At 64.1% G+C, this 22369-nt stretch carries 21 protein-coding genes; 16 read left to right on the top strand and 5 right to left on the bottom strand.

Annotated features, from left to right (window positions below):
* Positions 1-182 precede the first annotated feature (182 nt).
* A complete protein-coding gene (locus tag ASE85_RS11320; RefSeq protein ID WP_082462790.1) occupies positions 183-947 on the top strand; it encodes a metallophosphoesterase in 765 nt (254 codons plus the stop codon).
* 119 nt (positions 948-1066) lie between these two features.
* Positions 1067-2890: a glutamine--fructose-6-phosphate transaminase (isomerizing) gene (gene glmS / locus ASE85_RS11325; protein WP_056687859.1), complete on the top strand. Its 1824-nt coding sequence runs from the start codon at positions 1067-1069 to the stop codon at positions 2888-2890.
* A 333-nt stretch (positions 2891-3223) separates the two neighbouring features.
* Here the strand turns inward: glmS and ASE85_RS11330 are convergent, their stop codons facing one another.
* Positions 3224-4837 carry a bifunctional GNAT family N-acetyltransferase/carbon-nitrogen hydrolase family protein gene (locus tag ASE85_RS11330; protein ID WP_056687862.1) on the bottom strand — a complete coding sequence of 538 codons (1614 nt, stop codon included), beginning with the start codon at positions 4835-4837 and terminating at the stop codon, positions 3224-3226.
* Positions 4838-5078: 241 nt separating this feature from the next.
* Positions 5079-6302, bottom strand: coding sequence for an NADP-dependent isocitrate dehydrogenase (locus tag ASE85_RS11335; RefSeq protein ID WP_056687865.1), 1224 nt, complete (start codon positions 6300-6302; stop codon positions 5079-5081).
* 314 nt (positions 6303-6616) lie between these two features.
* Between ASE85_RS11335 and ASE85_RS11340 the strand changes: the two genes are divergently transcribed.
* Together ASE85_RS11340 and ASE85_RS11345 are read left to right on the top strand one after the other, a co-directional pair.
* A complete protein-coding gene (locus tag ASE85_RS11340) occupies positions 6617-7351 on the top strand; it encodes a phosphatidylserine decarboxylase (protein WP_056687868.1) in 735 nt (244 codons plus the stop codon).
* 175 nt (positions 7352-7526) lie between these two features.
* The gene (locus ASE85_RS11345; protein ID WP_056688718.1) at positions 7527-8261 is read left to right on the top strand and encodes a CDP-alcohol phosphatidyltransferase family protein; all 735 of its coding nucleotides are present in this window, start codon (positions 7527-7529) and stop codon (positions 8259-8261) included.
* Positions 8262-8361: 100 nt separating this feature from the next.
* Here the strand turns inward: ASE85_RS11345 and ASE85_RS11350 are convergent, their stop codons facing one another.
* Complete coding sequence (locus tag ASE85_RS11350; RefSeq protein WP_056687871.1) at positions 8362-8589, bottom strand: hypothetical protein; 228 nt, start codon at positions 8587-8589, stop codon at positions 8362-8364.
* Positions 8590-8844: 255 nt separating this feature from the next.
* Here ASE85_RS11350 and rpsB point away from each other — a divergent pair, with 255 nt between their 5' ends.
* The 12 genes from rpsB to rpmE all read left to right on the top strand — a co-directional run bounded on the left by rpsB (position 8845) and on the right by rpmE (position 20249).
* Positions 8845-9603 (top strand): 30S ribosomal protein S2, encoded by a 759-nt coding sequence (rpsB, locus tag ASE85_RS11355; protein WP_056687873.1) that lies wholly within the window; start codon positions 8845-8847, stop codon positions 9601-9603.
* Positions 9604-9700: 97 nt separating this feature from the next.
* Positions 9701-10633, top strand: coding sequence for a translation elongation factor Ts (tsf, locus tag ASE85_RS11360; protein ID WP_056687876.1), 933 nt, complete (start codon positions 9701-9703; stop codon positions 10631-10633).
* A gap of 210 nt (positions 10634-10843) precedes the next feature.
* Positions 10844-11569, top strand: a complete 726-nt coding sequence (gene pyrH / locus ASE85_RS11365) for a UMP kinase (protein WP_056687879.1) — start codon at positions 10844-10846, stop codon at positions 11567-11569.
* Positions 11570-11572: 3 nt separating this feature from the next.
* Entirely contained in the window at positions 11573-12130 is a 558-nt protein-coding gene (gene frr / locus ASE85_RS11370; RefSeq protein WP_056687882.1) for a ribosome recycling factor, read from the top strand.
* Between the two features lie 43 nt (positions 12131-12173).
* Positions 12174-12914, top strand: a complete 741-nt coding sequence (locus ASE85_RS11375) for an isoprenyl transferase (protein WP_056687885.1) — start codon at positions 12174-12176, stop codon at positions 12912-12914.
* Positions 12915-12918: 4 nt separating this feature from the next.
* Positions 12919-13698, top strand: a complete 780-nt coding sequence (locus ASE85_RS11380; RefSeq protein WP_056687888.1) for a phosphatidate cytidylyltransferase — start codon at positions 12919-12921, stop codon at positions 13696-13698.
* The gene (locus ASE85_RS11385; protein WP_056687892.1) at positions 13695-14852 is read left to right on the top strand and encodes a 1-deoxy-D-xylulose-5-phosphate reductoisomerase; all 1158 of its coding nucleotides are present in this window, start codon (positions 13695-13697) and stop codon (positions 14850-14852) included. The genes ASE85_RS11380 and ASE85_RS11385 overlap by 4 nt, the downstream gene beginning before the upstream one ends.
* Positions 14849-15982, top strand: a complete 1134-nt coding sequence (rseP, locus tag ASE85_RS11390; RefSeq protein ID WP_056687895.1) for an RIP metalloprotease RseP — start codon at positions 14849-14851, stop codon at positions 15980-15982. Before ASE85_RS11385 ends, rseP begins: the two co-directional genes overlap by 4 nt.
* A 90-nt stretch (positions 15983-16072) precedes the next feature.
* Entirely contained in the window at positions 16073-18745 is a 2673-nt protein-coding gene (bamA, locus tag ASE85_RS11395; protein ID WP_200928340.1) for an outer membrane protein assembly factor BamA, read from the top strand.
* Complete coding sequence (locus ASE85_RS11400; RefSeq protein WP_056687902.1) at positions 18745-19401, top strand: OmpH family outer membrane protein; 657 nt, start codon at positions 18745-18747, stop codon at positions 19399-19401. The genes bamA and ASE85_RS11400 overlap by 1 nt, the downstream gene beginning before the upstream one ends.
* 7 nt (positions 19402-19408) lie before the next feature.
* Entirely contained in the window at positions 19409-19885 is a 477-nt protein-coding gene (gene fabZ / locus ASE85_RS11405; protein WP_056687905.1) for a 3-hydroxyacyl-ACP dehydratase FabZ, read from the top strand.
* A 139-nt stretch (positions 19886-20024) separates the two neighbouring features.
* Positions 20025-20249: a 50S ribosomal protein L31 gene (gene rpmE, locus ASE85_RS11410; RefSeq protein ID WP_056687908.1), complete on the top strand. Its 225-nt coding sequence runs from the start codon at positions 20025-20027 to the stop codon at positions 20247-20249.
* A 451-nt stretch (positions 20250-20700) separates the two neighbouring features.
* Here rpmE and aroB read toward each other — a convergent pair whose 3' ends face one another.
* Together aroB and ASE85_RS11420 are read right to left on the bottom strand one after the other, a co-directional pair.
* Positions 20701-21810: a 3-dehydroquinate synthase gene (aroB, locus tag ASE85_RS11415; RefSeq protein ID WP_056687911.1), complete on the bottom strand. Its 1110-nt coding sequence runs from the start codon at positions 21808-21810 to the stop codon at positions 20701-20703.
* Positions 21801-22349 (bottom strand): shikimate kinase, encoded by a 549-nt coding sequence (locus tag ASE85_RS11420; protein WP_056687915.1) that lies wholly within the window; start codon positions 22347-22349, stop codon positions 21801-21803. Before ASE85_RS11420 ends, aroB begins: the two co-directional genes overlap by 10 nt.
* Positions 22350-22369 lie beyond the last annotated feature (20 nt).

Consider the following 22369-nt stretch of genomic DNA (forward strand, 5'->3'; position numbering starts at 1 on the left):
ATCTTGGTGCTCCTGCGAAAGCAGGAGCCTAGGGTCGATCGGACTGCCTTACACCCTGGGCTCCTGCTTTCGCAGGAGCACGGTTGCCTGTGAATAAGGGGCGGAAAGTCCTTTGGGCGCTTCTGGCCCTGATTCTGATCGTCGCAGCGCTTGCCCTGTGGCTCATCCACAATGCCAGCGCCATGCCGGTCGTGCGGCGGGCCGAGATCGTGCTGCCCTTTCCGGCCGATGCGCCGCGCAAGGCGGTGACGGTCGCGCTGCTGACCGACACGCATCTGTCCGGGCCGGACAACAGCCCGGAGCGGTTGGCGCGGATCGTGGCGCAGATCAACAGGTTGAAGCCCGATCTGATCCTGCTGGGCGGGGACTATATCGGCGATGACAAGGGCGGGTCGATTCATGATGCGCGGGCCAGCATCGCGCCCTTTGCCGGGTTGCGCGCGCCGCTGGGCGTGGTGGCGGTGCTGGGGAATCACGACAGCCGCAGCAAGATCAATCGCCGGGCGCTGAGCGGGTCGGACTGGCGGGCGGCCTTTGCGAAGATCGGCATCACCCTGTTGCAGGACAGCGCGGTGCGGCGCGGGCCGCTGGCGGTCGGGGGATTGAAGGACATCTATACCCGCAGGATCGACCTGCCCGGCACGCTGGCGGCGATGGCGCGGGTCGGCGGCGCGCCGGTCATCCTGTCGCATGGGCCGGATGTGTTTCCGCAGGTGCCAGACGGGCGGTCGCTGACGCTGGTGGGGCATACCCATTGCGGGCAGATCGCCTTTCCCGTTGTCGGCATCACCTATGTGCCGTCGAAATATGGCACCCGCTATGCGTGCGGTCTGTATCGCGATGGCGCGCGCACGATGATCGTGTCGGGCGGGGTGGGGACGAGCAGCGCGCCGTTCCGCATGCTGGCGCCGCCGGACCTGTGGCTGATCACCATTCGCCCGGCATGAAATTCTTGTCACCGCGCGGCCATGGCGCTGTTGCGTGACGGTCATTAATGGCATGGCGATAACTTCACCCTATATGGGCGGATATCTGACTTAATTTCGGTTCGACGGGGCTTTCCTGCATGTGCGGTATCATTGGAATCATCGGCAAGGACGACGTTGCGGAACGGCTGGTCGACGGCCTGAAGCGGCTGGAATATCGCGGCTATGACAGCGCCGGGGTCGCCACCGTGCATGACGGCGCGATCGACCGGCGGCGGGCAGAGGGGAAGCTCAACAACCTGGTGAAGGAACTGGCGGGATCGCCGCTGCCCGGAACGACCGGCATCGCGCATACCCGCTGGGCCACGCATGGCGCGCCGACGACCAGCAATGCCCACCCCCATGCGACCGGCGAGGTGGCGCTGGTGCACAATGGCATCATCGAGAATTTCAAGCCGCTGCGCGAGGAACTGATCGGGCGCGGGCGGACCTTCGACAGCCAGACTGATACCGAAGTGGTCGCCCATCTGGTGAGCGAGTTGGTGGAGCAGGGGGCCAGTCCCAGGGACGCGGTGGCGCAGGTGCTGCCGCGCCTGCATGGCGCATTCGCGCTGGCGATCCTGTTCCGCAGCCATCCCGACATGCTGATCGGCGCGCGGCTGGGGTCGCCTTTGGTGGTGGGCTATGGCGATGGCGAGACCTATCTGGGGTCGGACGCGCTGGCGCTGGCGCCGCTGACGCAGCGCATCGCCTATCTGGAGGAGGGCGACTGGGTCGTCATTACGGCACAGGGCGCGGAGATTTTCGACAAGGACAATGTGCCGGTCGAACGGCCGGTGACGATTTCCGGCGTGTCCGGCGCGATGATCGACAAGGGCAATCATCGCCATTTCATGCAGAAGGAAATCTACGAGCAGCCGGTCGTCGTGGCCCAGACGCTCAAAGCCTATCTGCAACGGATGGACGATCGGGTGTCGTTGCCGATCCCCGATTTCGACCTGTCGGCGATCCGCCGCGTCACCATCGTCGCGTGCGGCACCAGTTTCTATGCCGGGATGGTCGCGCGCTACTGGTTCGAGCAGTTCGCGCGGGTGCCGGTGGATTTGGATTTCGCGTCGGAGTTCCGGTACCGCGATCCTGTGATGGAGGAAGGGGGCCTTGCCCTGTTCATCAGCCAGTCGGGCGAGACGGCCGATACGCTGGCGGCGCTACGCTATGCGCGGGCGCAGGGGCAGAAGATCGCGGTCGTCGTCAACGTGCCGACCAGTTCGATGGCGCGCGAGGCCGACCTGCTGCTGCCCACCCATGCCGGGCCGGAAATCGGCGTGGCGTCGACCAAGGCCTTTACCTGCCAGTTGGCCGTTCTGGCCGCCTTCGCCGCAAATCTGGCGCGGGCGAAGGGGCGGCTGACCCTGGCGGAAGAGAAGGAGATCGTGCGGCATCTGGCCGAAGCGCCCGCCGCGATCAACGGCGCGCTGGCCTATGACGAGGCGATCGAGGCGATGGCGCACCATATCGTGCCGGCGCGCGACGTACTCTATCTGGGGCGTGGCACCGACTATCCGATCGCGCTGGAAGGCGCGCTGAAGCTGAAAGAGATCAGCTATATCCATGCCGAGGGCTATGCCGCAGGCGAGATGAAGCATGGGCCGATCGCGCTGATCGACGAACTGGTGCCGGTGATCTGCATCGCGCCGTCGGGGCCGTTGTTCGAGAAGACCGTGAGCAACATGCAGGAAGTGCAGGCGCGCGGCGGCAAGGTGGTGCTGATTTCCGACTATGACGGGGTAAAAGCGGCGGGCGAGGGGTGCCTGGCGACCATCACCATGCCCAAGGTCCACCCGCTGATCGCGCCGATGGTCTATGCCGTGCCGGTGCAGTTGCTGGCCTATCATGTCGCGGTGCTGAAGGGCACGGATGTGGACCAGCCGCGCAATCTGGCGAAGAGCGTGACGGTGGAGTGAGTGGGGGCGCCACCTTCGTCATCATACTGATGCTGGCCTTTTTCGGGCTGGCCTGGTGGAACGACCGGCATGGCGAAGGCCGCCGCCGGCGTGGTAGCGGGGGCGATGGTGGTGGTAGCGATTCAGGCTGTGGCGCGGATGATGGATGCGATGGCGGGGATGGTGGCGATTAGGTTGGTTTGATCCCGGCAAAGCGTAGCTGGGTGAGGGGGGAGGCTGGCGCAAGGCCAGCCTGTTTTCGTGAGGTTGCCTCGCCCTCACCCAGCTTCGACCAGGCAGCAAGCTGCCAAGTCTGGGCAGCCCTCTCCCCCTGAGGGGAGAGGGATCAGAGGTTTACCCGCCGCCCGGTGCATTGTGGCCGCCGGCGGGGACGGGGCCGCCGCTGGGGGCGTGGCTGTGGTCGGGATTGCTGTCCCATTCGATATGGTAGAGGTCGAAGCGGCGGTCGCGCAGGTTGCGGACGGTGCCTTCGGCGCGCGCCCAGCTCAGGTCGGCGAGGTTGACGTCCGCCATCGTGAGCGTCTCGACATTTTCGGTCGATTCCGCCGCGATGCCGTCGCGGGCGAAGGGCAGGTCGCAGGGGGTCAGGATCGCGCTCTGGGCGTATTGGATGTCCATATTGTCGACGTTCGGCAGATTGCCGACATTGCCCGACATGACGACATAGCATTGATTTTCGATCGCGCGGGCCTGCGCGCAATAGCGGACGCGCAGATAGCCGAGGCGCGAGTCGGTGCAGAAGGGCACGAAGATGATGCGCGCGCCCTGATCCACCAGACGGCGGGCCAGTTCGGGAAATTCGCTGTCGTAGCAGATGAGCACGCCGATCGGGCCGCAGTCCGTCTGGATCACGTCGAGGGAATCGCCGCCCTTGATGTTCCACCAGAAGGCTTCGTTGGGGGTCGGGTGGATCTTTTCCTGGGTGTGGATGGAGCCGTCGCGCAGGGCGACATAGGCGATATTCTGGATGTCGCCATCGTCGGCGCGGGTCGGGTGGGAGCCGCCGATGATGTTGATATTATATTCCAGCGCCATCCGTCCCAGTTCCTTGGTCAGGCGCGGGGTGTAGCCGGTCAGCTTGTCGATCGCCTCGATCGGGCTCAGCTTCTTCGTTTCGAAGGAGAGGAGCGGCAGGGTGAAGAGTTCGGGGAAGATGATGAAGTCCGACCGGTAATCCGCCGCGACATCGACGAAATATTCGACATTGCGGATGAATTCGTCGAAATTCTCGACGGCGCGGGCCTGAAGCTGGCAGGTGGCGATGCGGACGCTTTCGACGCCGCGCGGCACCCGCATTTCAGGCGCTTCGTCGGGATCGACATAGGGGTTGCGCCAGACGAGATGGGCGGCGTGGCCGTCCGACTGCTTGTCTTCGGGCAGGTAGTTTTCGAGGATGCCGAGCGGTTCGAACTGGTTCTTGAGCTGGAAGCTGATGACCTGATCGCGCATCTTGCCGGTGACGACCTTGTCCAGATAGTCCTGCGGCCCCTGAACGCGGCGCCGGGCGCGGGCATAGCCGGGCATGCGGCCGGCGATGACGATGCCGTGCAGGTCCAGTTCCTCGGCCAGTTCCTTGCGCTCGTCATAGAGGCGCTGGCCGATGCGCAGGCCGCGCAGTTTGGGATCGACCGCCATTTCATAGCCGTAGAGCCATTCGCCCGCCGCGCTGTGCCGGGTGCCGAAGCCGTTGGCGGTAATCTCGTCCCAGTCGTGGGCGGCGAAGGCCATCGCCTTGCTGACCCGCATGGTGGCGCAATAGCCGACCACCTTGTCGTCATAGAGGGCGACGAAGCAGCCATTGGGGAAATTGTTGATCTGCCCGCGCAGGGTGGCGAGCGAATAATTGGGCAGGCCCGGATAGACACGGGCGATCAGCCGCTGGATGCCGCGCACGTCGGACGGCAGGGCGGCGCGCGTTTCGAGACGCTTCTTGGCGGTGTTGGTCATGGGGGGAAGCCTCCGGGCGCGTTCCCCGGCGAGGGGCGGGGTCCAGTTCCGACGGCAGGACTGGACCCCGGCCTTCGCCGGGGAACATGTTGGATCATAGAAAAAGGCGGCGTCGGATGATCCGGCGCCGCCTCGTTCCGTTAGCGTACTGAAACCGCGAGCGGTGGGATCAGTTCCACACTGGCATTTTCAAGTCGGCCGGGAACCGGCCGACGCCTCGGAAAATGCGCTCAACAAGGGCTTAGGCCCACTTGCCCATTTCGGTTTCGAGGTTGGCGCGGATTGCTTCGAAGAACTGCTCCGTGGTCATCCACGACTGGTCCGGGCCGATCAGCAGGGCCAGATCCTTCGTCATCGCGCCGCTTTCGACGGTCTGGATGCAAACGCGCTCCAGCGTTTCGGCGAACTTCACCACTTCGGGCGTTTCGTCGAACTTGCCGCGGAACTTGAGGCCGCCGGTCCAGGCGAAGATCGAGGCGATCGGGTTGGTCGAGGTCGCCTTGCCCTGCTGATGCTGGCGATAGTGGCGGGTGACGGTGCCGTGGGCGGCTTCGGCCTCGACGGTCTTGCCATCGGGCGAGAGCAGGACCGAGGTCATCAGGCCGAGCGAGCCGAAGCCCTGCGCCACCTGATCCGACTGGACGTCGCCGTCATAATTCTTGCAGGCCCAGACGAATTCGCCGCTCCACTTGAGCGCGGAGGCGACCATGTCGTCGATCAGGCGATGTTCGTAGACGATGCCGGTGTCCTTGAACTTCTGCGCGAAGCCCTCGGTTTCGAACACTTCCTGGAACAGATCCTTGAAGCGGCCGTCATAGGCCTTGAGGATGGTGTTCTTGGTCGACAGGTAGACCGGCCATTTCAGGTTCAGGCCATAGTTGAACGAGGCGCGGGCGAAATCGCGGATCGAATCGTCCAGATTATACATCGCCATGGCGACGCCCGAACCGGGGAAATCGAACACTTCGCGGTCGATCGTCTCGCCATTTTCGCCTTCGAAGACGAGGCGCAGCTTGCCGGCGCCGGGCACCCTGAAATCGGTTGCGCGATACTGGTCGCCAAAGGCGTGACGGCCAACGACGATCGGCTTGGTCCAGCCGGGGATGAGGCGCGGCACGTTGGAAATGACGATCGGTTCGCGGAAGACGACGCCGCCCAGGATGTTGCGGATGGTGCCGTTGGGTGACTTCCACATCGACTTGAGATTGAATTCCTCGACGCGCTGTTCGTCGGGCGTGATGGTGGCGCACTTCACGCCGACGCCATATTCACGGATCGCGTTGGCGGAATCGATCGTGATCTGATCGTTCGTCTCGTCGCGCTTTTCGACGCTGAGGTCGTAATATTTGAGGTCGATGTCGAGATAGGGGAGGATGAGGCGCTCGCGAATCCACTCCCAGATGATGCGGGTCATTTCGTCGCCGTCGATTTCCACGACGGGGTTCTTCACCTTGATCTTCGCCATAGCGCCTATTCGCCTTCTTTCTACTGGGTGGAATATGGGGACGCCCTAGGCAAAGCGGCGCCAATGTTCAACCTTTGAGAGTCTGTTTGGAAATGCGCGGAAGAGCGCATTCTGGAAGCTGCACCGGCCCTCACCCCACCCGACTGCCCATCAGCTTGCCATGGCTGGGTGGTCGGGCAGGGGGGGCGGCCGGTGCGGATATGCCGGAGACGCATTTCAAAACGGCATCCAGGGCCGATATATCTGTGTTGCGTGGACCCTTGGAAGGGATCGGTCGTTGTCAGGGCGCGGCTCTCTCCCTAAAGACGGTGGCCATGGAAAATGATGAGATCACGATTGCCGCCGGCGGCAATGTCAAATGGCGCTTCCCTTCGGTTCATCCGGAGGGGATGAAGTTCGGCCTGATCGCCGTGGCGATCACGGCGGTCCTGTTCCTGATGGGGTGGGACATCGTCGGCTGGCTGATGCTGATCGTGACGATCTGGGTCTTTGCCTTTTTCCGCGATCCGGTGCGTGCGGTGCCGCAGGATGAGGGCGCGATCATCGCGCCGGCCGACGGGCTGGTGACACTGATCCAGCGCGTACCGCCGCCGCGCGAGATGGCCGGCGCGAACGGCCTGGGCGACCAGCCGCTGATCCGCGTGTCGATCTTCATGAGCGTGTTCGACGTGCATATCAATCGCACCCCGATCGGCGGAACGATCAAGTCGGTCGTCTACATCAGCGGCAAGTTTCTGAACGCGGACCTGGACAAGGCGAGCGAGGATAATGAGCGCCAGCATATATTGGTCGAGCGGCATGATGGCGTGCGCATCGGCTTTACCCAGATTGCAGGACTGGTCGCGCGGCGGATCGTGCCGTTCGTGAAGCCCGGCGACATGGTCGCGGCGGGACAGCGGATCGGCCTTATCCGCTTCGGCAGCCGCGTCGATGTGTATCTGCCCGCCGGCACCGCGCCGCGCGTGATGCTGGGCCAGCGCACCGTCGCGGGCGAGACGATCCTGGGCCAGATGGGCGACAGGCGCGTGATTGCGGGTATCCAGCAGTGATGGTGATGCAATTGCCCATATCCGTTCGTGCAGAGCCTGTCGAAGGGCGCGAGCGTGTTTCGACAGGCTCTGCACGAACGGAGGTTGGTGCATTGGTCCTGACATTGGCGGCGCGCGCATGAGCCGGCAGCGGCGCGCGGTGCCGCGCGGGCTGCGGCGGGGCATTACGCTGCGGATGCTGGCGCCGAACGCGGTGACGGCGATGGCTTTGTGCTTCGGCCTGACCGGCGTGCGCTACGGCATTTCGGGCGAGTGGGAGCGGGCGGTTCTGTCCATCCTGTTCGCCGGCGTGCTCGATGGTCTGGACGGGCGGATCGCGCGGATGCTGCGCGGCGAGAGCCGGTTCGGCGCAGAACTGGATTCGCTGTCCGATTCGATCGCGTTCGGCGTGGCGCCGGCGTTGATCCTCTATCTCTGGTCGCTTTATGCCATGCCGAAATTCGGCTGGATCTTCGCACTGGCCCACGCGCTGTCCTGCGCTTTGCGACTGGCGCGGTTCAATGCGGCGATCGATGCGGATGAGCAGCCGCACAAGTCGGCCGGATTCCTGACCGGCGTACCCGCGCCGGCGGGGGCTGGGCTGGCCTTCGTGCCGCTTTATCTGTGGCTGGTGACGGGCGAGGATATTTTCCGCGCCTGGTATGTGGTGGCACCATGGGCCGCTTTCGTCGCCTTCCTGATGATTTCCAACATCGCGACCTATAGCTGGTCGGCGCTGCGGTTGCGCAAGCGCATCCGGCTGGAGATGATCGCGCTGGCGGGATTGCTGGCGGCGTTGCTGGTGACGGACCCGTGGCTGACGCTGCTGATGATCTGCGCCGTCTATGTGGCGCTGATCCCGTTCGGCGTCATGTCCTATGCCAAGGTGCGCAGGCAGCGGGAAAGTGCGGCGGCAGCGACGACCGGATGAACTGGTCCGACTGTCTGAACCGGGATTGTAAGAAGAAAGAGGCTTCGACAGGCTCAGCCCGAACGGGATGGGGGAAGCCCTATTGTTCAGGCTTCGTCGTTCAGGCGGCCAGCGCGCTGCTGTGCGTGATCCGGGTCGTGCGGGGAGCCGACTGCGCCACGCGCGGGCGGCGGATGCGGATGTTATAGACCGGCGGGTTCTGGGGGATCGGTTCGAACTGAAGCGCGGCCACCATCTTGTCATGATAGTGGGCGAACATCCAGGCGATGGTGCCGATCGCCAGCAGGAACGCGGCGGAAAACAGGGTTGCGGCAACAAGAGCGAACATAAGGATCACTTTCTGTCTTGCCATCTACACGACATGGCGCATTATGACGGATTGAACGGTGGTTAACCGTATTTGTTCCATCTGTTCCCTTTATGTTCTCATTCGAGGACAACGTCAACCCTTGCATTTGCTTTTTTCGACGTCTAAAGGCGCGACCATTCCACATGGGAATCAACATATCCGGTGCCGGCAACGCCTTTCAGGCTGTTTTCCGTGTTCCTGATTCCCAGAGGTGTAACCGGAAGGAGAAATATTATGGCGGCACCTGTCGTCACCATGCACCAATTGATCGAGGCTGGCGCCCATTTCGGCCACCAGACCCACCGTTGGAATCCGCGCATGAAGCCGTACATCTTCGGCGAGCGCAACGGCATCCACATCCTTGACCTGTCGCAGACCGTGCCCCTGTTCGGCCGTGCGCTCGACTTCGTGTCGGGCACTGTCGCCGCCGGCGGCAAGGTGTTGTTCGTGGGCACCAAGCGCCAGGCGCAGGACCCGATCGCGGACGCGGCGCGCAAGTCGGGCCAGCATTTCGTCAACCATCGCTGGCTGGGCGGCATGCTCACCAACTGGAAGACGATTTCGGGTTCGATCAAGCGCCTGAAGACCCTCGAAGAGAAGCTGTCGGGCGATACCCACGGCTTCACCAAGAAGGAAGTGCTTCAGATGACTCGCGAGCGCGAGAAGCTGGAAGCCTCGCTCGGCGGCATCCGCGACATGAACGGCATCCCCGATGTCATGTTCGTGATCGACGCCAACAAGGAAGAGCTGGCGATCAAGGAAGCCAACACGCTGGGTATCCCGGTCGTCGCGATCCTCGATTCGAACGTCTCGCCCGACGGCATCGCCTTCCCGGTTCCGGCGAACGATGACGCCAGCCGCGCCATCCGCCTTTACTGCGACGCGATCGCCGCCGCCGCCACCAAGGGCAACCGTGGTGCGCAGCAGGCTTCGGGCGTCGACCTGGGCGCCATGGACGAGCCGATGGCTGAAGAAGTCGTCGCCGAAGCGTAAGCCCGTCGCACGACTGCAAGAATAACAGGCTAGGGCGCGCTCTTTAAGAGACGCGCCCTCCTGCGTATTGTGAAACATTCAAATTAGGAGCCGAAACATGGCCGAAATTACCGCTGCCGCCGTCAAGGAACTGCGCGACCGTTCGGGCGCGGGCATGATGGACTGCAAGAAGGCGCTCACCGAAGCCAATGGCGACATCGAAGCGGCAACCGACTGGTTGCGTGCCAAGGGCCTGGCCGCCGCGCAGAAGAAGTCGAGCCGCACTGCCGCTGAAGGCCTGGTCGGCGTTGCCGTTTCCGGCACCAAGGGCGTTGCCGTCGAAGTGAACAGCGAAACCGATTTCGTCGCCAAGAACGAACAGTTCCAGGACTTCGTGCGCACCGCTTCGGCTATTGCGCTGGAAAGCGGCGCGGCCGACGCCGAAGCGCTGACCGCGCAGGCGCACCCCGCCGGCGGCACCATCGCCGAGAAGCTGGTCGCCAACGTCGCCACCATCGGTGAAAACCAGACCGTCCGTCGCGTCGCCCATGTCGAAGTGACGCAAGGCGTCGTGGTTCCCTACGTCCACAACGCCGCTGCGCCGGGCCTGGGCAAGATCGGCGTTCTCGTTGCGCTGGAAGGCGATGCGCCCGCCGACGTGCTGGAGCCGCTGGGCAAGCAGCTTGCCATGCACATCGCCGCCGCTTTCCCGCTGGCGCTGTCGGCTGCCGACATCGACCCGGCGATCATCGAGCGTGAAGCTGCGATCGCGCGCGAAAAGAATGCCGACAAGATCGCCGGTAAGTCGGAAGAGATCGCCGCCAAGATCATCAACGGCCCGGTCGAAAAGTTCCGCAAGGAGAATGCCCTGCTGACGCAGGCGTTCGTCATGGATGGCAAGACCCCGGTGCAGGACGTGATCGCATCGGCGGCCAAGGATGCCGGCGCGACCATCACGCTGAAATCCTATGTCCGCTTCCAGCTCGGCGAAGGCATCGAGAAGGAAGTCAGCGATTTCGCGGCGGAAGTCGCGGCCGCCGCCGGCGTCTGATCGACCGCTTCAGTCGACACGAAACAGGGAAGGGGAGTGGCCGCAGGGCCGCTCCCCTTTTCCTTGCCCGTCGATCGGGCGATTGCCGGCCTGCATATATTCTCCATCGGGCAAGCTGCATTATGGCAACAATCGCCCTTCCCATTGCCGGCTTGCGCCCCTAATGTCCGGCCGCTTCCCTGCTACTCTACCCAAGGATTCTTGCCCCGCATGACCCGGCCTGCCTACAAGCGTATCCTGTTGAAATTGTCCGGCGAAGTGCTGATGGGGCAGGGGCAGTTCGGCATCGAGCCGGAAACCGTGGCCCGTGTCGCAGGCGAGATCGCCGCGGCCAAGGATGCCGGGTTCGAGATTTGCGTGGTCGTGGGCGGCGGCAATATCTTCCGGGGGCTGGCCGGCGCGGCCAAGGGCTTCGACCGGGCGAGCGCCGATTATATGGGCATGCTGGCGACGGTGATGAACGCGCTGGCGGTGCAGAATGCGCTGGAAAAACTGGGTTATGACACCCGCGTCCAGTCGGCCATCCCGATGGCGTCGGTATGCGAACCCTATATCCGTCGCAAGGCCGAGCGCCATATCGAGAAGGGCCGGATCGTCATCTTTGCAGCCGGCACGGGCAGCCCCTTCTTCACCACCGACACGACCGCAGCGTTGCGCGCGGCCGAGATGAATTGCGACGCGCTGTTCAAGGGTACGAGCGTCGACGGCATCTATAATGCCGATCCCAAGAAGGTGGCCGACGCGGTCCGTTATGACAGCATCAGTTTCGATCAGGTGCTGAACGATAATCTGAAGGTCATGGACGCCAGCGCCATCGCCTTGTGCCGCGAGAATAACATTCCCATCGTCGTGTTCAACATCCGCGAAACCGGGAACCTTGCCACCGTGCTGGCCGGGCAGGGTGTCGCGACGATCGTTCAGAATCAGGAGTCCTAAGTCATGCCGCAATATAACAAGTCCGACCTAGAGCGCCGCATGGCCGGCGCGATCGAAGCGCTGCGTGGCGACCTGACGGGCCTGCGTACCGGCCGCGCCAATGTGCAACTGCTCGATCCCGTCACGGTCACCGTCTATGGCGCGAACATGCCGCTCAATCAGGTGGCGACCGTGTCGGCGCCTGAACCGCGCATGCTGTCGGTGCAGGTGTGGGACAAGATGAATGTCGGTCCGTGCGACAAGGCGATCCGCTCCGCGGGCCTGGGGTTGAACCCCATCGTGGACGGACAGACGCTGCGCCTGCCGATCCCCGACCTGACCGAGGAACGGCGCAAGGAACTGGCGAAGCTGGCCAGCAAATATGCCGAAGGCGCGCGCGTGGCCGTGCGCAACGTCCGCCGCGACGGCATGGACAGCCTGAAGACCGACGAGAAGAAGGGCGAGATCAGCGAAGACGAGCGCAAGCGGCTGGAAACGGAAGTCCAGAAGATGACCGACAGCACCATCGCCGATCTGGACGCGCTGGCAACCGCGAAGGAAAAGGAAATCCTCGGCCAATAAGCCGGGGCTTTCCTTTCGCGGCCAAAACACGCATGCCTATCTGATGGCCACTCAAGCCAAGCCCGATCTGACCAGCGTTGCGCCTGTCCATGGCGCGCGTCATGTGGCCATCATCATGGACGGCAATGGCCGCTGGGCTAAGAAGCGGCTGTTGCCGCGCGTCGCGGGGCATCGCGCGGGCGTCGAGGCGGTGCGGCGGGTGGCGCGGGCGGCGCAGGAGTTGGGGCTGGAGTGCCTGACGCTCTATGCCTTTTCGTCCGAAAACTGGAAGCGGCCGGCGAGCGAGGTCGCGGACCTGATGGGGCTGCTGCGCCATTTCATCCAGTCCGATATCGACGAATTCCATGCCAATGGTGTGCGGTTGCGGGTGATCGGCAATTATCGTGCACTCGACCCGTCGCTGGTGGACCTGATCGAGGGCGCCATGGCGCGGACGGCGGGCAATAGCGGGCCGATCATCGCGATCGCGCTCAATTATGGCGCGCAGGACGAGATGGTGCAGGCGGTGCAGGTGCTGGCGGCGAGGGCGGCGGCCGGCGAGATCGCGGCCGAGGCGATCGACGCGGCCGACATCGACGATGCGCTCTATACGTCGGGCCTGCCGCCGCTGGACTTGCTGGTGCGCACATCGGGCGAGCAGCGGCTGAGCAATTTCATGCTGTGGCAGGCGGCCTATGCCGAGTTGTATTTCACCGACACGCTGTGGCCGGATTTCGGCGCAGACGCCCTGGCGCAGGCGCTGGATGCGTTCCGCATGAGGGACCGCCGTTTCGGCGGATTGTGATCGAATGACGAGCGAATTGCGGACCCGCAGCATCGTGGGCGTCGCGTTGATCGCGGTGGCGCTGGGCGCGCTGCTGTCGGGCGGCCTGATCTTCTGGACCCTGCTGTCCGTAGCCGGCGTGCTGATGCAGGGAGAGTGGGGCGACCTGACGGGCGCGACACCGGAGCAGCGCAAGTCGGCGATGTTCGCCGTGTCGATCCCGCTGGCCTTGCTGTGCCCCTATGCGGCCGGGATCGACTGGCCGGTGCTGATCGCGGCGGCGGCGGCGTTTTTCTTCGTCCTGTTCACCAGTCGCAAGCCGAAGCTGGCGCTGGGCATCCCCTATATCTGCCTGCCGATCGTGGCTTTGCTCTATCTGCGCGGGCAGGCGCCGAATATCTTCGGGCTGCTGCTGGCCTTCTGGGCGCTGGGGCTGGTGTGGGCGACCGACATCGGCGCCTATTTTGCGGGCCGGTCGATCGGCGGGCCGAAGCTGGCGCCACGGATCAGTCCGTCCAAGACCTGGGCGGGACTGGCGGGAGGCGTGCTCGCTGCGCTGGTGCTGGGTTTTCTGCTGCATCGCTTTGCCGACCTGCCGATCCAGTTGGCGGCGGCGAGCGGCCTGCTGGCGGTAGCGGCGCAGGCGGGCGATCTGCTGGAAAGCCATATGAAGCGCCGGGCGGGGGTCAAGGATAGTGGCACGCTGTTGCCCGGCCATGGCGGGGTGATGGACCGGCTGGACGGAGTGGCGACGGGCGCGCCGCTGGCTGCCATCCTCTATTGGCTATTGGTCGCAGGCGCATGAAAAGCATATCGATTTTCGGCGCGACCGGATCGGTCGGCCTGTCGACGCTGGACCTGATCCGGCGGGAACCCGATGCCTATCAGGTCGTGGCGCTGACCGCGAACAGCGATGTGGACGGTCTGGCGAAGCAGGCGCGCGAGACGGGCGCGCGACTGGCAGTGATCGGGCAGGAACGGCTGTACGGGGCGCTGAAGGGCGCGCTAGCCGGGTCGGGTATCGAGGTTGCGGCGGGCGAGGAGGCGCTGGTCGCGGCGGCGCAGGCGGGCGCGGACTGGACCATGGCGTCGATCGTGGGCTGTGCCGGGCTGCGTCCGACCATGGCGGCGCTGCAAGCCGGCGGGACCGTGGCGCTGGCGAACAAGGAATCGCTGGTGTCGGCCGGGGCGCTGATGATGGAGGCCGCGACCGCATCCGGCGCGACCCTGTTGCCGGTAGACAGTGAGCATAATGCGATTTTCCAGTGCCTTGCCGGCAGCAGTTTGGAGGATGTGGCAAGGATCACCCTGACCGCGAGCGGCGGGCCGTTCCGCACCAAAAGCCGGGCCGAGATGGCGGCGATGACCCCGGCGCAGGCGGTGGCGCATCCCAACTGGTCGATGGGCGCGAAGATCAGCGTCGATAGCGCGACGATGATGAACAAGGGGCTGGAACTGATCGAGGCGGCCTATCTCTTCCCGGTCGGACTCGATCGGATCGAGATATTGGTGCACCCGCAGTCGGTGATTCATTCGATGGTCGAATATCGCGACCGGTCCACGCTGGCGCAGCTTGGATCGCCGGACATGCGGATTCCGATCGCCCATGCGCTGGCCTGGCCCAAGCGGATCGCGACGCCGTGCCAGCCGCTGGATTTGGCACATATTGGCAGGCTCGATTTCGAAGCCCCTGATATGGAGCGCTTTCCGGCGTTGCGTCTGGCGCGGGATGCGGCGCAGGCGGGCGGGGCGACCCCGGCCATCATGAATGCCGCCAATGAAGTGGCGGTCGCCGCTTTCCTTGAGGGGCGGATCGGCTTCCTTGATATCGCCATGATTGTGGAGGATGTGTTGAACCGCTATAGCGCGGCCAGCCCTTCCGCGATCGACGATGTGCTGGCGGTGGACGGACAGGCGCGCAAGGAAGCGGGCCTAGCGATGGAAAGATTGACGGTTTGATCCACAATCCCGGTTTCCTGTTGACCGCACTGGCCTTTGTCGCGGTCATCGGAACGCTCGTCTTCGTGCATGAGCTTGGCCATTATCTGGTTGGGCGCTGGTGCGGGGTGAAGGCGGAAGCGTTTTCGATCGGCTTCGGGCCGGAACTGTTCGCCTGGGTCGACCGGCGCGGCACGCGCTGGCGCATCGCGGCGCTGCCGCTGGGCGGCTATGTCCGCTTCAAGGGCGACATGAACGCGGCGAGCATGACCGATCCGGCCTGGCTGGAAATGTCGGCGCAGGATCGGGCGGACAGTTTTCCCGCCAAGCCGCTGTGGCAGCGCGCGGCGATCGTCGCGGCCGGCCCGGCGATCAATTTCCTGTTCGCGATCCTGATTCTGGGCGGCTTTGCCGTCGTCCATGGCGAAAGCCGAACGCCGGCCGTCGCCGGCCTGATCCAGCCGGGCAGCGCCGCGCAGGCCGCCGGCATCCGCGTCGGCGACCGTATCCTGTCGTTCAACGGACGCGGGATGGACACCTATGGCGACATGGTGATGTACACGCTGTACCACCCCGGCGAGGCGGTGGACATCGTGATCGAGCGCGCCGGCGAGCGGATCGAGACGAAGGCGACGATCGCCGTCGTTGAAGAAAATGACGGTTTTGGCGGTAAGGCGCGTATCGGCCGGCTGGGCATCGGCGCTGGCAAGCCGGTGGTCGAGCGCGTACCCCTGTGGCGCGCGCCGGCGGTGGCGGTCGACCGGCTGGGCGACATCATCCGCAACATCGTCGAAACGATGGGCCAGATCCTTAGCGGGCAGCGGTCGGTCAAGGAAATGGGCGGGCCGCTCAAGATCGCGCAGGTTTCCGGGCAAGCGGCGACGCTGGGTCTGGAATCGCTCGTCCTGCTGATGGCGTTCGTGTCGATTAACTTGGGGTTCATCAACCTGTTGCCAATTCCCATGCTGGATGGCGGGCATCTGCTCTTTTACGGGATCGAGGCGGTACAGCGGCGTCCGGTCAGCGCACAGGCGCAGGAATGGGCCTATCGGTCCGGTCTGGCGGTGCTGATGGCGATGATGCTGCTGGTGACTTTCAACGATTTGTCGTCTTTCGGGCTGTGGAAGAGCCTGTCCGGCTTGATCGGTTGACGCGCATCGGGCAGGGAAGCCCGGTTTGGCGTCGTCTGTGTCGGCGGAAACATTTTAGTGCGAGTTTTTGAGGTGATGCGGGTGACAGCGATGAAGAGCAGCTTGAGGCAGCGCCCGGTCGTGGCCGCCCTGTTGGCGACGACCATGATCGCGGGCTTGCCGGCCGTTCCGGCTATGGCCCAACAGGCGGCGGCCCAGCAGACGCCGGCCCCGGCCGGTACGCTGGCCGCGCCCGCAAGCGCGCCGGCCGCCGCGCCGATACAGGGCACGATCCGCGCCATCAGCGTGATCGGCACCCAGCGCCTGGAGCCGGACACGGTGCTGTCCTACACCAAGCTGCGCATCGGCCAGCCCTACACGCAGGAAAGCCTGGATCAGGGCCTGCGCGACCTGTACGAGACGGAATTGTTCGCGGACGTCCAGATCCGTAACGACAATGGCGCCCTCACCGTCGAGGTGAAGGAAAACCCGGTCATCAACCGTATCGTCCTTGAAGGTAATAAGCGCCTCAAGGAAGACAAGATTCGTCCCGAAATAAAACTGGCTCCGCGCCAGATCTATACCCGGTCGAAGGTGCGTGCGGATGTGGCCCGCATCGTGGAGCTGTATCGCCGGCAGGGCCGCTTTGCCGCGACGATCGAGCCGAAGATGGTCCAACTGGACCAGAACCGCGTCGATATCGTGTTCGAGATCAGCGAAGGCCCCAAGTCCAAGGTCCGCCAGATCAACATCATCGGCAACGAGAAGTTCAAGGACGGCGAACTGCGCACCCAGATGGTGACCAAGCAGTCGCGCTGGTTCCGCCTGTTCTCGTCGGGCACCAGCTACGATCCCGATCGCCTGGCCTATGACCAGCAGAAGCTGCGCCAGTTCTACCTGACCGAAGGCTATGCCGATTTCCGCGTGATTTCCGCCGTGGCGGAACTGACGCCCGACAAGCAGGACTTCATCATCACCTATGTGGTGGAAGAAGGCGATCGCTATAAATTCGGGGACGTGAAGGTCGAATCCGACATTCGCGACCTGTCCGGCGACGGCCTGACCAAGCGCCTGCCGATGAAGAAAGGCGACTGGTACAACGCCAAGCAGGTCGAGGATACGGTCGATACGCTGAGCGAGACGGCGGGCCTGTTCGGCTATGCCTTTGCCGACGTGTCGCCGGACTTCAACCGCCAGAAGGACACGCTGACGATGGGGATCAATTTCCGCATCGCCAACGCGCCGCGCGTCTATGTCGAGCGGGTCGACATCAACGGCAATACGCTGACGCAGGACAAGGTCGTGCGCCGCGAGTTCCGTCTGGCCGAAGGCGACGCCTTCAACAGCTTCCTGGTGAAGCGGTCGAAGGACCGGATCAACTCGCTCGGCTTCTTCCAGGAGAAGCTGGACGTCGAGCAGAAGCCGGGTTCCGCGCCTGATCGCATCATCCTGGAAACCAACGTGCAGGAAAAGTCGACCGGCGAATTGTCGCTGTCGGCCGGTTTCTCGTCGCTGGAACGCTTCATCGTGTCGGCGTCGATCACGCAGCGCAACTTCCGCGGCAAGGGCCAGGAACTGCGCACCTCGGTCAATTATTCGGCTTATTCGAAGTCGGTGGAAGTGGGCTTTACCGAGCCCTATTTCATGGACAAGAATATCGCGCTGGGCGGCGACATCTATCGCCGTGACTTGAACAGCTTCCGCTATCTGACGAGCAATACGCGCGATACGACCTATGAGCAGTCGACCACCGGTTTCCAGATCCGCGCGGGCGTGCCGATCACCGAATATATGTCGCTGGCGCTGCGCTACAGCCTCAATTACGACGATGTGACGCTCGACAAGGACACTTACTACACCAACGGTACCTGCGATCCGATCCTGGCTGGCCGCTATCTGTGCGATGCGATCGGCAAGCGGACCACATCTTCGCTCGGCTATTCGCTGATCTACGATACCCGCGACAACCGCATCCGCGCGACCCGTGGCCAGAATTTGACGCTGAGCCAGGATTTTGCGGGCCTTGGCGGCAGCGTGAAATATGTCCGCACCCGTATTCAGGGCGCGAAATATGTACCGCTGGGCAGCGGTTTCATCTTCTCGCTGTCGGGTGAAGGCGGCTATATCCACAGTCTGGAAGGGACGCGCCGCGACGCCACCGGCGCAGAAGTCGATCCCGTTCGCCTGACCGATCGCTTCTTCCTGGGTGAACCGCAGTTCCGCGGTTTCGACATTCGCGGCGTCGGCCCGCGCGTGAAACGCTATTATCTGCAATCGCAGACGGTGGATGGTACGACCAGCTATGTCCGCGATACCAGCAACAACAACGTCACCGACGACGCATTGGGCGGCCGTGTCTATTATCTGGCCCGCGCAGAAGTCGAAATTCCGCTGGGTTCGGGTGCGCGCGAAATGGGCCTGCGTCCGTCGATCTTCATGGACGCGGGTGCCGTCGCTGGCCTGAAAAATCCCGGCCTTATCAATGGCGACGGCAGTTTTGCCGGCTATTGCGACCCAGGCACCGACGCCCCGACCGGTTCGACCCGCGTCCGCGCCACGGGCACGGCACGTGCGCCGGTTTGCGGCACGAACTACACGTTCGCCGGCGGCAATTTCGAAGAAGAATTTCTCGGCAACACGCTCAAGCCGCGTCTGTCGGTGGGCTTTGGCGTCAACTGGAACTCGCCGTTCGGCCCGTTCCGGATCGACATCGCCAAGGCCCTGCTCAAGGAACCAGGGGACGACAACAAGCTCATTACCTTCAACGTAGGGACTCAATTCTGATGAAGACGATTTTCAAGGCCGCGGCGCTCGTTTTCGCGCCCATGACCGCCATTGCACTGACCGCCGTTCCGGCCGTTGCCCAGACCAAGTCGGGCATCGCCGTGGTGGATCTGGAAGAAGCCGTGGGCAAGAGCGCTGCCTTCACCACCGCGATGAGCCAGATGCAGACCACCTACAAGCCGCAGATCGACGCGATCAACACGCGCCGCGCCGCGATCGAAACCGACCTCAAGACCAAGGGCGACGCGCTTCAGGCCGCGCTGAAGGCCGCCGGCAACAAGCCGACCCCGGCGATCGAGACCCAGTATCAGCAGTATCAGCAGGCACAGCAGGCCGCCCAGGCCGAATTGCAGCGCATGGGTCAGCCGGTCGGCCTGGCCCGCGCCTATGTCGAGCAGCAGATCGTCGCCAAGCTGGACGACGCGCTGAAGGCTGCGACCGCCAAGACCAAGTCGGAAATCGTGTTCAAGAAGGCCGCGACCGAAAGCTTCGGCGCTGGTGCGGACATTACCCCGTCGGTCATCACCGAACTCAACGCGCTGGTCCCCAGCGTCAGCATCACCCCGCCGGCCGGCTGGCAGCCGGGTGGTCAGGGCCAGCCGGCCGCTGCCGCACCCGCTCCGGCGACCCCGGCGCAGGCGCCCAAGTCGCGCTGATCCGGGCATGACAGGGGAGGTTGAAACGACTGCGCTTGGCCCGATGGATGTCCGTCGGGTCATGGCCGCGCTGCCGCATCGTTACCCGATGCTGCTGGTCGACCGTGTGGTGTCGCTGGTGCCAAGCCAGTCGATCCACGCGATCAAGGCAGTGTCGGTGAACGAACCGTTCTTTCAGGGGCATTTCCCGACCCGGCCGATCATGCCGGGCGTGCTGATCGTGGAAGCGATGGCGCAGGCGGCCGGCGTGCTGGCGGTGGTATCGATGAACCTGGCCGATTCGGGCAAGCTCGTCTATTTCATGAGCATCGACGGTGCGAAGTTCCGTACTCCTGTGGAGCCGGGCTGCCTGCTGGACCTGCATGTGGAAGTGACGCAAAATCGCGGCGCGATCTGCAAGTTCAGCGGCAAGGCGCTGATCGATGGCAAGCTGGCGGCGGAAGCCAATTTCGTCGCGATGATCAGCGATCCGCCCAAGGATTGATAACCGCCATCGTCCCGGCCTGTACGGGGACGATGGCTTAAGCCTTGCCAAGGCGCGCCGAACCCGCTAACGGCGCGCCTTCGCTATTTTCTACGCATCCACAGCCGGTCGGAACCGGCACTTTACGGAGCATTACGCCATGAAGGCCGATACCCACCCCGACTACCACCTGATCAACGTCCAGATGACCGACGGCACCATTTTCCAGACTCGCTCCACCTGGGGCAAGGAAGGCGACACGCTGGCGCTCGACATCGATCCCAAGTCGCACCCGGCCTGGACCGGCGGCAACCGCCAGCTGGACACCGGTGGCCAGGTGGCGCGCTTCAACAAGCGTTTCGGCGGCCTGACGCTGAAGAAGTAATCGGCCCTTACAGGCATGATATCGGAAGGGCGCCTGCGGGCGCCCTTTTTTTGTGCCTGCGTGGGGTCGGGGCAAAAAAAAGGGCCTCCAGCAAATATGCTGGAGGCCGAGGTTCAGGGGAGAGTCAGCGGCGACAGAGGGGGTCTGTAGGGGATGCCGCTGACAAGGAGGGATGTAGGCCGCGCATGATGCAGGCGAATGTCCGGCTTGTTACGAAGCGGACGGATGGGTGAAATTTTTGGCGGGTGGCAGGGACTTGGCGACAGCCCATCCCGCTGCGCCTAGCGCGCGCTGCGTTGAATCCGATGCAGGTCGCGCGCTCTTATTTTTTGTTTTCGCATCGTTTTAAGCGAAAAACCGGTTCCCACTTCTCCGCACGATGCTCTAACGCGCTTCGCGCATAAGTCTCGCTGCCACTCCCGCCTGCGGGCGGGGGGTGCTGGTGGTCGCCTTATCCCGTCGTGCGATCTGCGTCCAGGAAGGCGGCAACGTCGTCCAGCACGACGTCCTTCGACAGAAACGTCTGGCCGATGCCGCGCGCGAGCAGGAAGGGCAGGGTGCCGGCGTCCATTTTCTTGTCGTGCAGCATATGGCCGACCAGTTCGGCGCCGTTCGCGCGCACATGGGCGGTAGCGAGGTCATGGGGAAGGCCCACGGCCCAGAGGTGGTCAGTCAGGCGGTCGGCATCCGCCTGCGGGCACAGGCCGAGGCGGGCGGAATAGCGGAAGGCGAGCGCCATGCCGGCGGCGACGCCCTCGCCATGCAGCAGCGTGTCGGAGAAGCCGGTGTCGGCCTCCAGCGCATGGCCGAAGGTGTGGCCAAGGTTCAGGAGGGCGCGGCGGCCGGAGGTTTCCCGCTCGTCATCCGCGACGATCGCGGCCTTGGCCTGTACGCTGCGGGTGATGGCGTAGGTTCGGGCTTCCGGGTCGCCGGCGAGCAGCGCGGCGGCGTTGGCATCGCACCAGGCGAAGAAGGCAGGATCGTCGATCAGGCCATATTTGACGACTTCGGCATAGCCGGCGCGGGTTTCGCGCAGCGGCAGGCTGTCGAGGGTCGAGGGGTCGATGAGGACGAGGGCGGGCTGATAGAAGCTGCCGATCAGATTCTTGCCGGCCTTGGCGTTGATCGCCGTCTTGCCGCCGACCGACGAATCGACCTGCGCCAGCAGAGTGGTGGGCACCTGGATGAAATGGCAGCCGCGCTTGAGGATCGAGGCGGCAAAGCCGACCAGATCGCCGATCACGCCGCCGCCCAATGCGACGATATGGTCGCCGCGCTCGACCTCCAGTGCCAGCAGCGCGTCGAGCAACTGTTCGAGGTGACGCCAGCTCTTGGTCTGCTCACCCGGTGGCAGGATGATCGGTGCGATCGCGACATCGGCGGCGCGCAGGCTGGCATGAAGGCGCGGCAATTGCATCGCGGCGACATTGGCGTCGGTGACGACGACGAGGCGGCCCTTGCGCGCATAAGGGGCGAGCGTTTCGCCGGCGCGGTCGAGCGCGCCCTGTTCGATCAGGATATCATAGCTGCGCGCACCCAGCGCGACGCGGACTAATGCCATGCGGTCAGTTGCTCCATGATGCTGTCGACCGCGACTTCATGCGGGGCAGCGATGCTCTTCACATGAATGGGCGCGAGCGCGTAGATGGGGTTGCGGAGCGCGGCCAGTTCCGTGAGCACGGCGCGCGGGTCGCGATTCTTGAGCAGCGGGCGGCTGTCGCGGCGACCGACGCGGTCGACCAATATGTCGATGTCGGCGTCCAGCCAGATGGCGGTGGCGGCCTCCAGGATCAGGCGGCGCGTTTCATCCTGCATGAAGGCGCCGCCGCCCGTCGCGATCACCTTTGGCGCGCCGTACATCAGCCGGGCGATGACGCGGCGTTCGCCGTCGCGGAAATAGGGTTCGCCATAGCGTTCGAAAATCTCCGCCACGGACATGCCGGCGGCTTTTTCGATTTCCTCGTCTGCGTCCACGAAATGCAGGCCAAGGCGCGCGGCAAGACGGCGGCCGACCGTGGATTTTCCCACGCCCATCATCCCCACCAATACGATGGGACCGCGTCGCGCCGGGCCGTCGGGGATTTTGCTGTTTCGCTGCATGGCTTGCGGGGCTATACAGC

This window comes from Sphingobium sp. Leaf26 (genome assembly GCF_001421665.1).
In the GTDB taxonomy this organism is placed as follows: domain Bacteria; phylum Pseudomonadota; class Alphaproteobacteria; order Sphingomonadales; family Sphingomonadaceae; genus Sphingobium.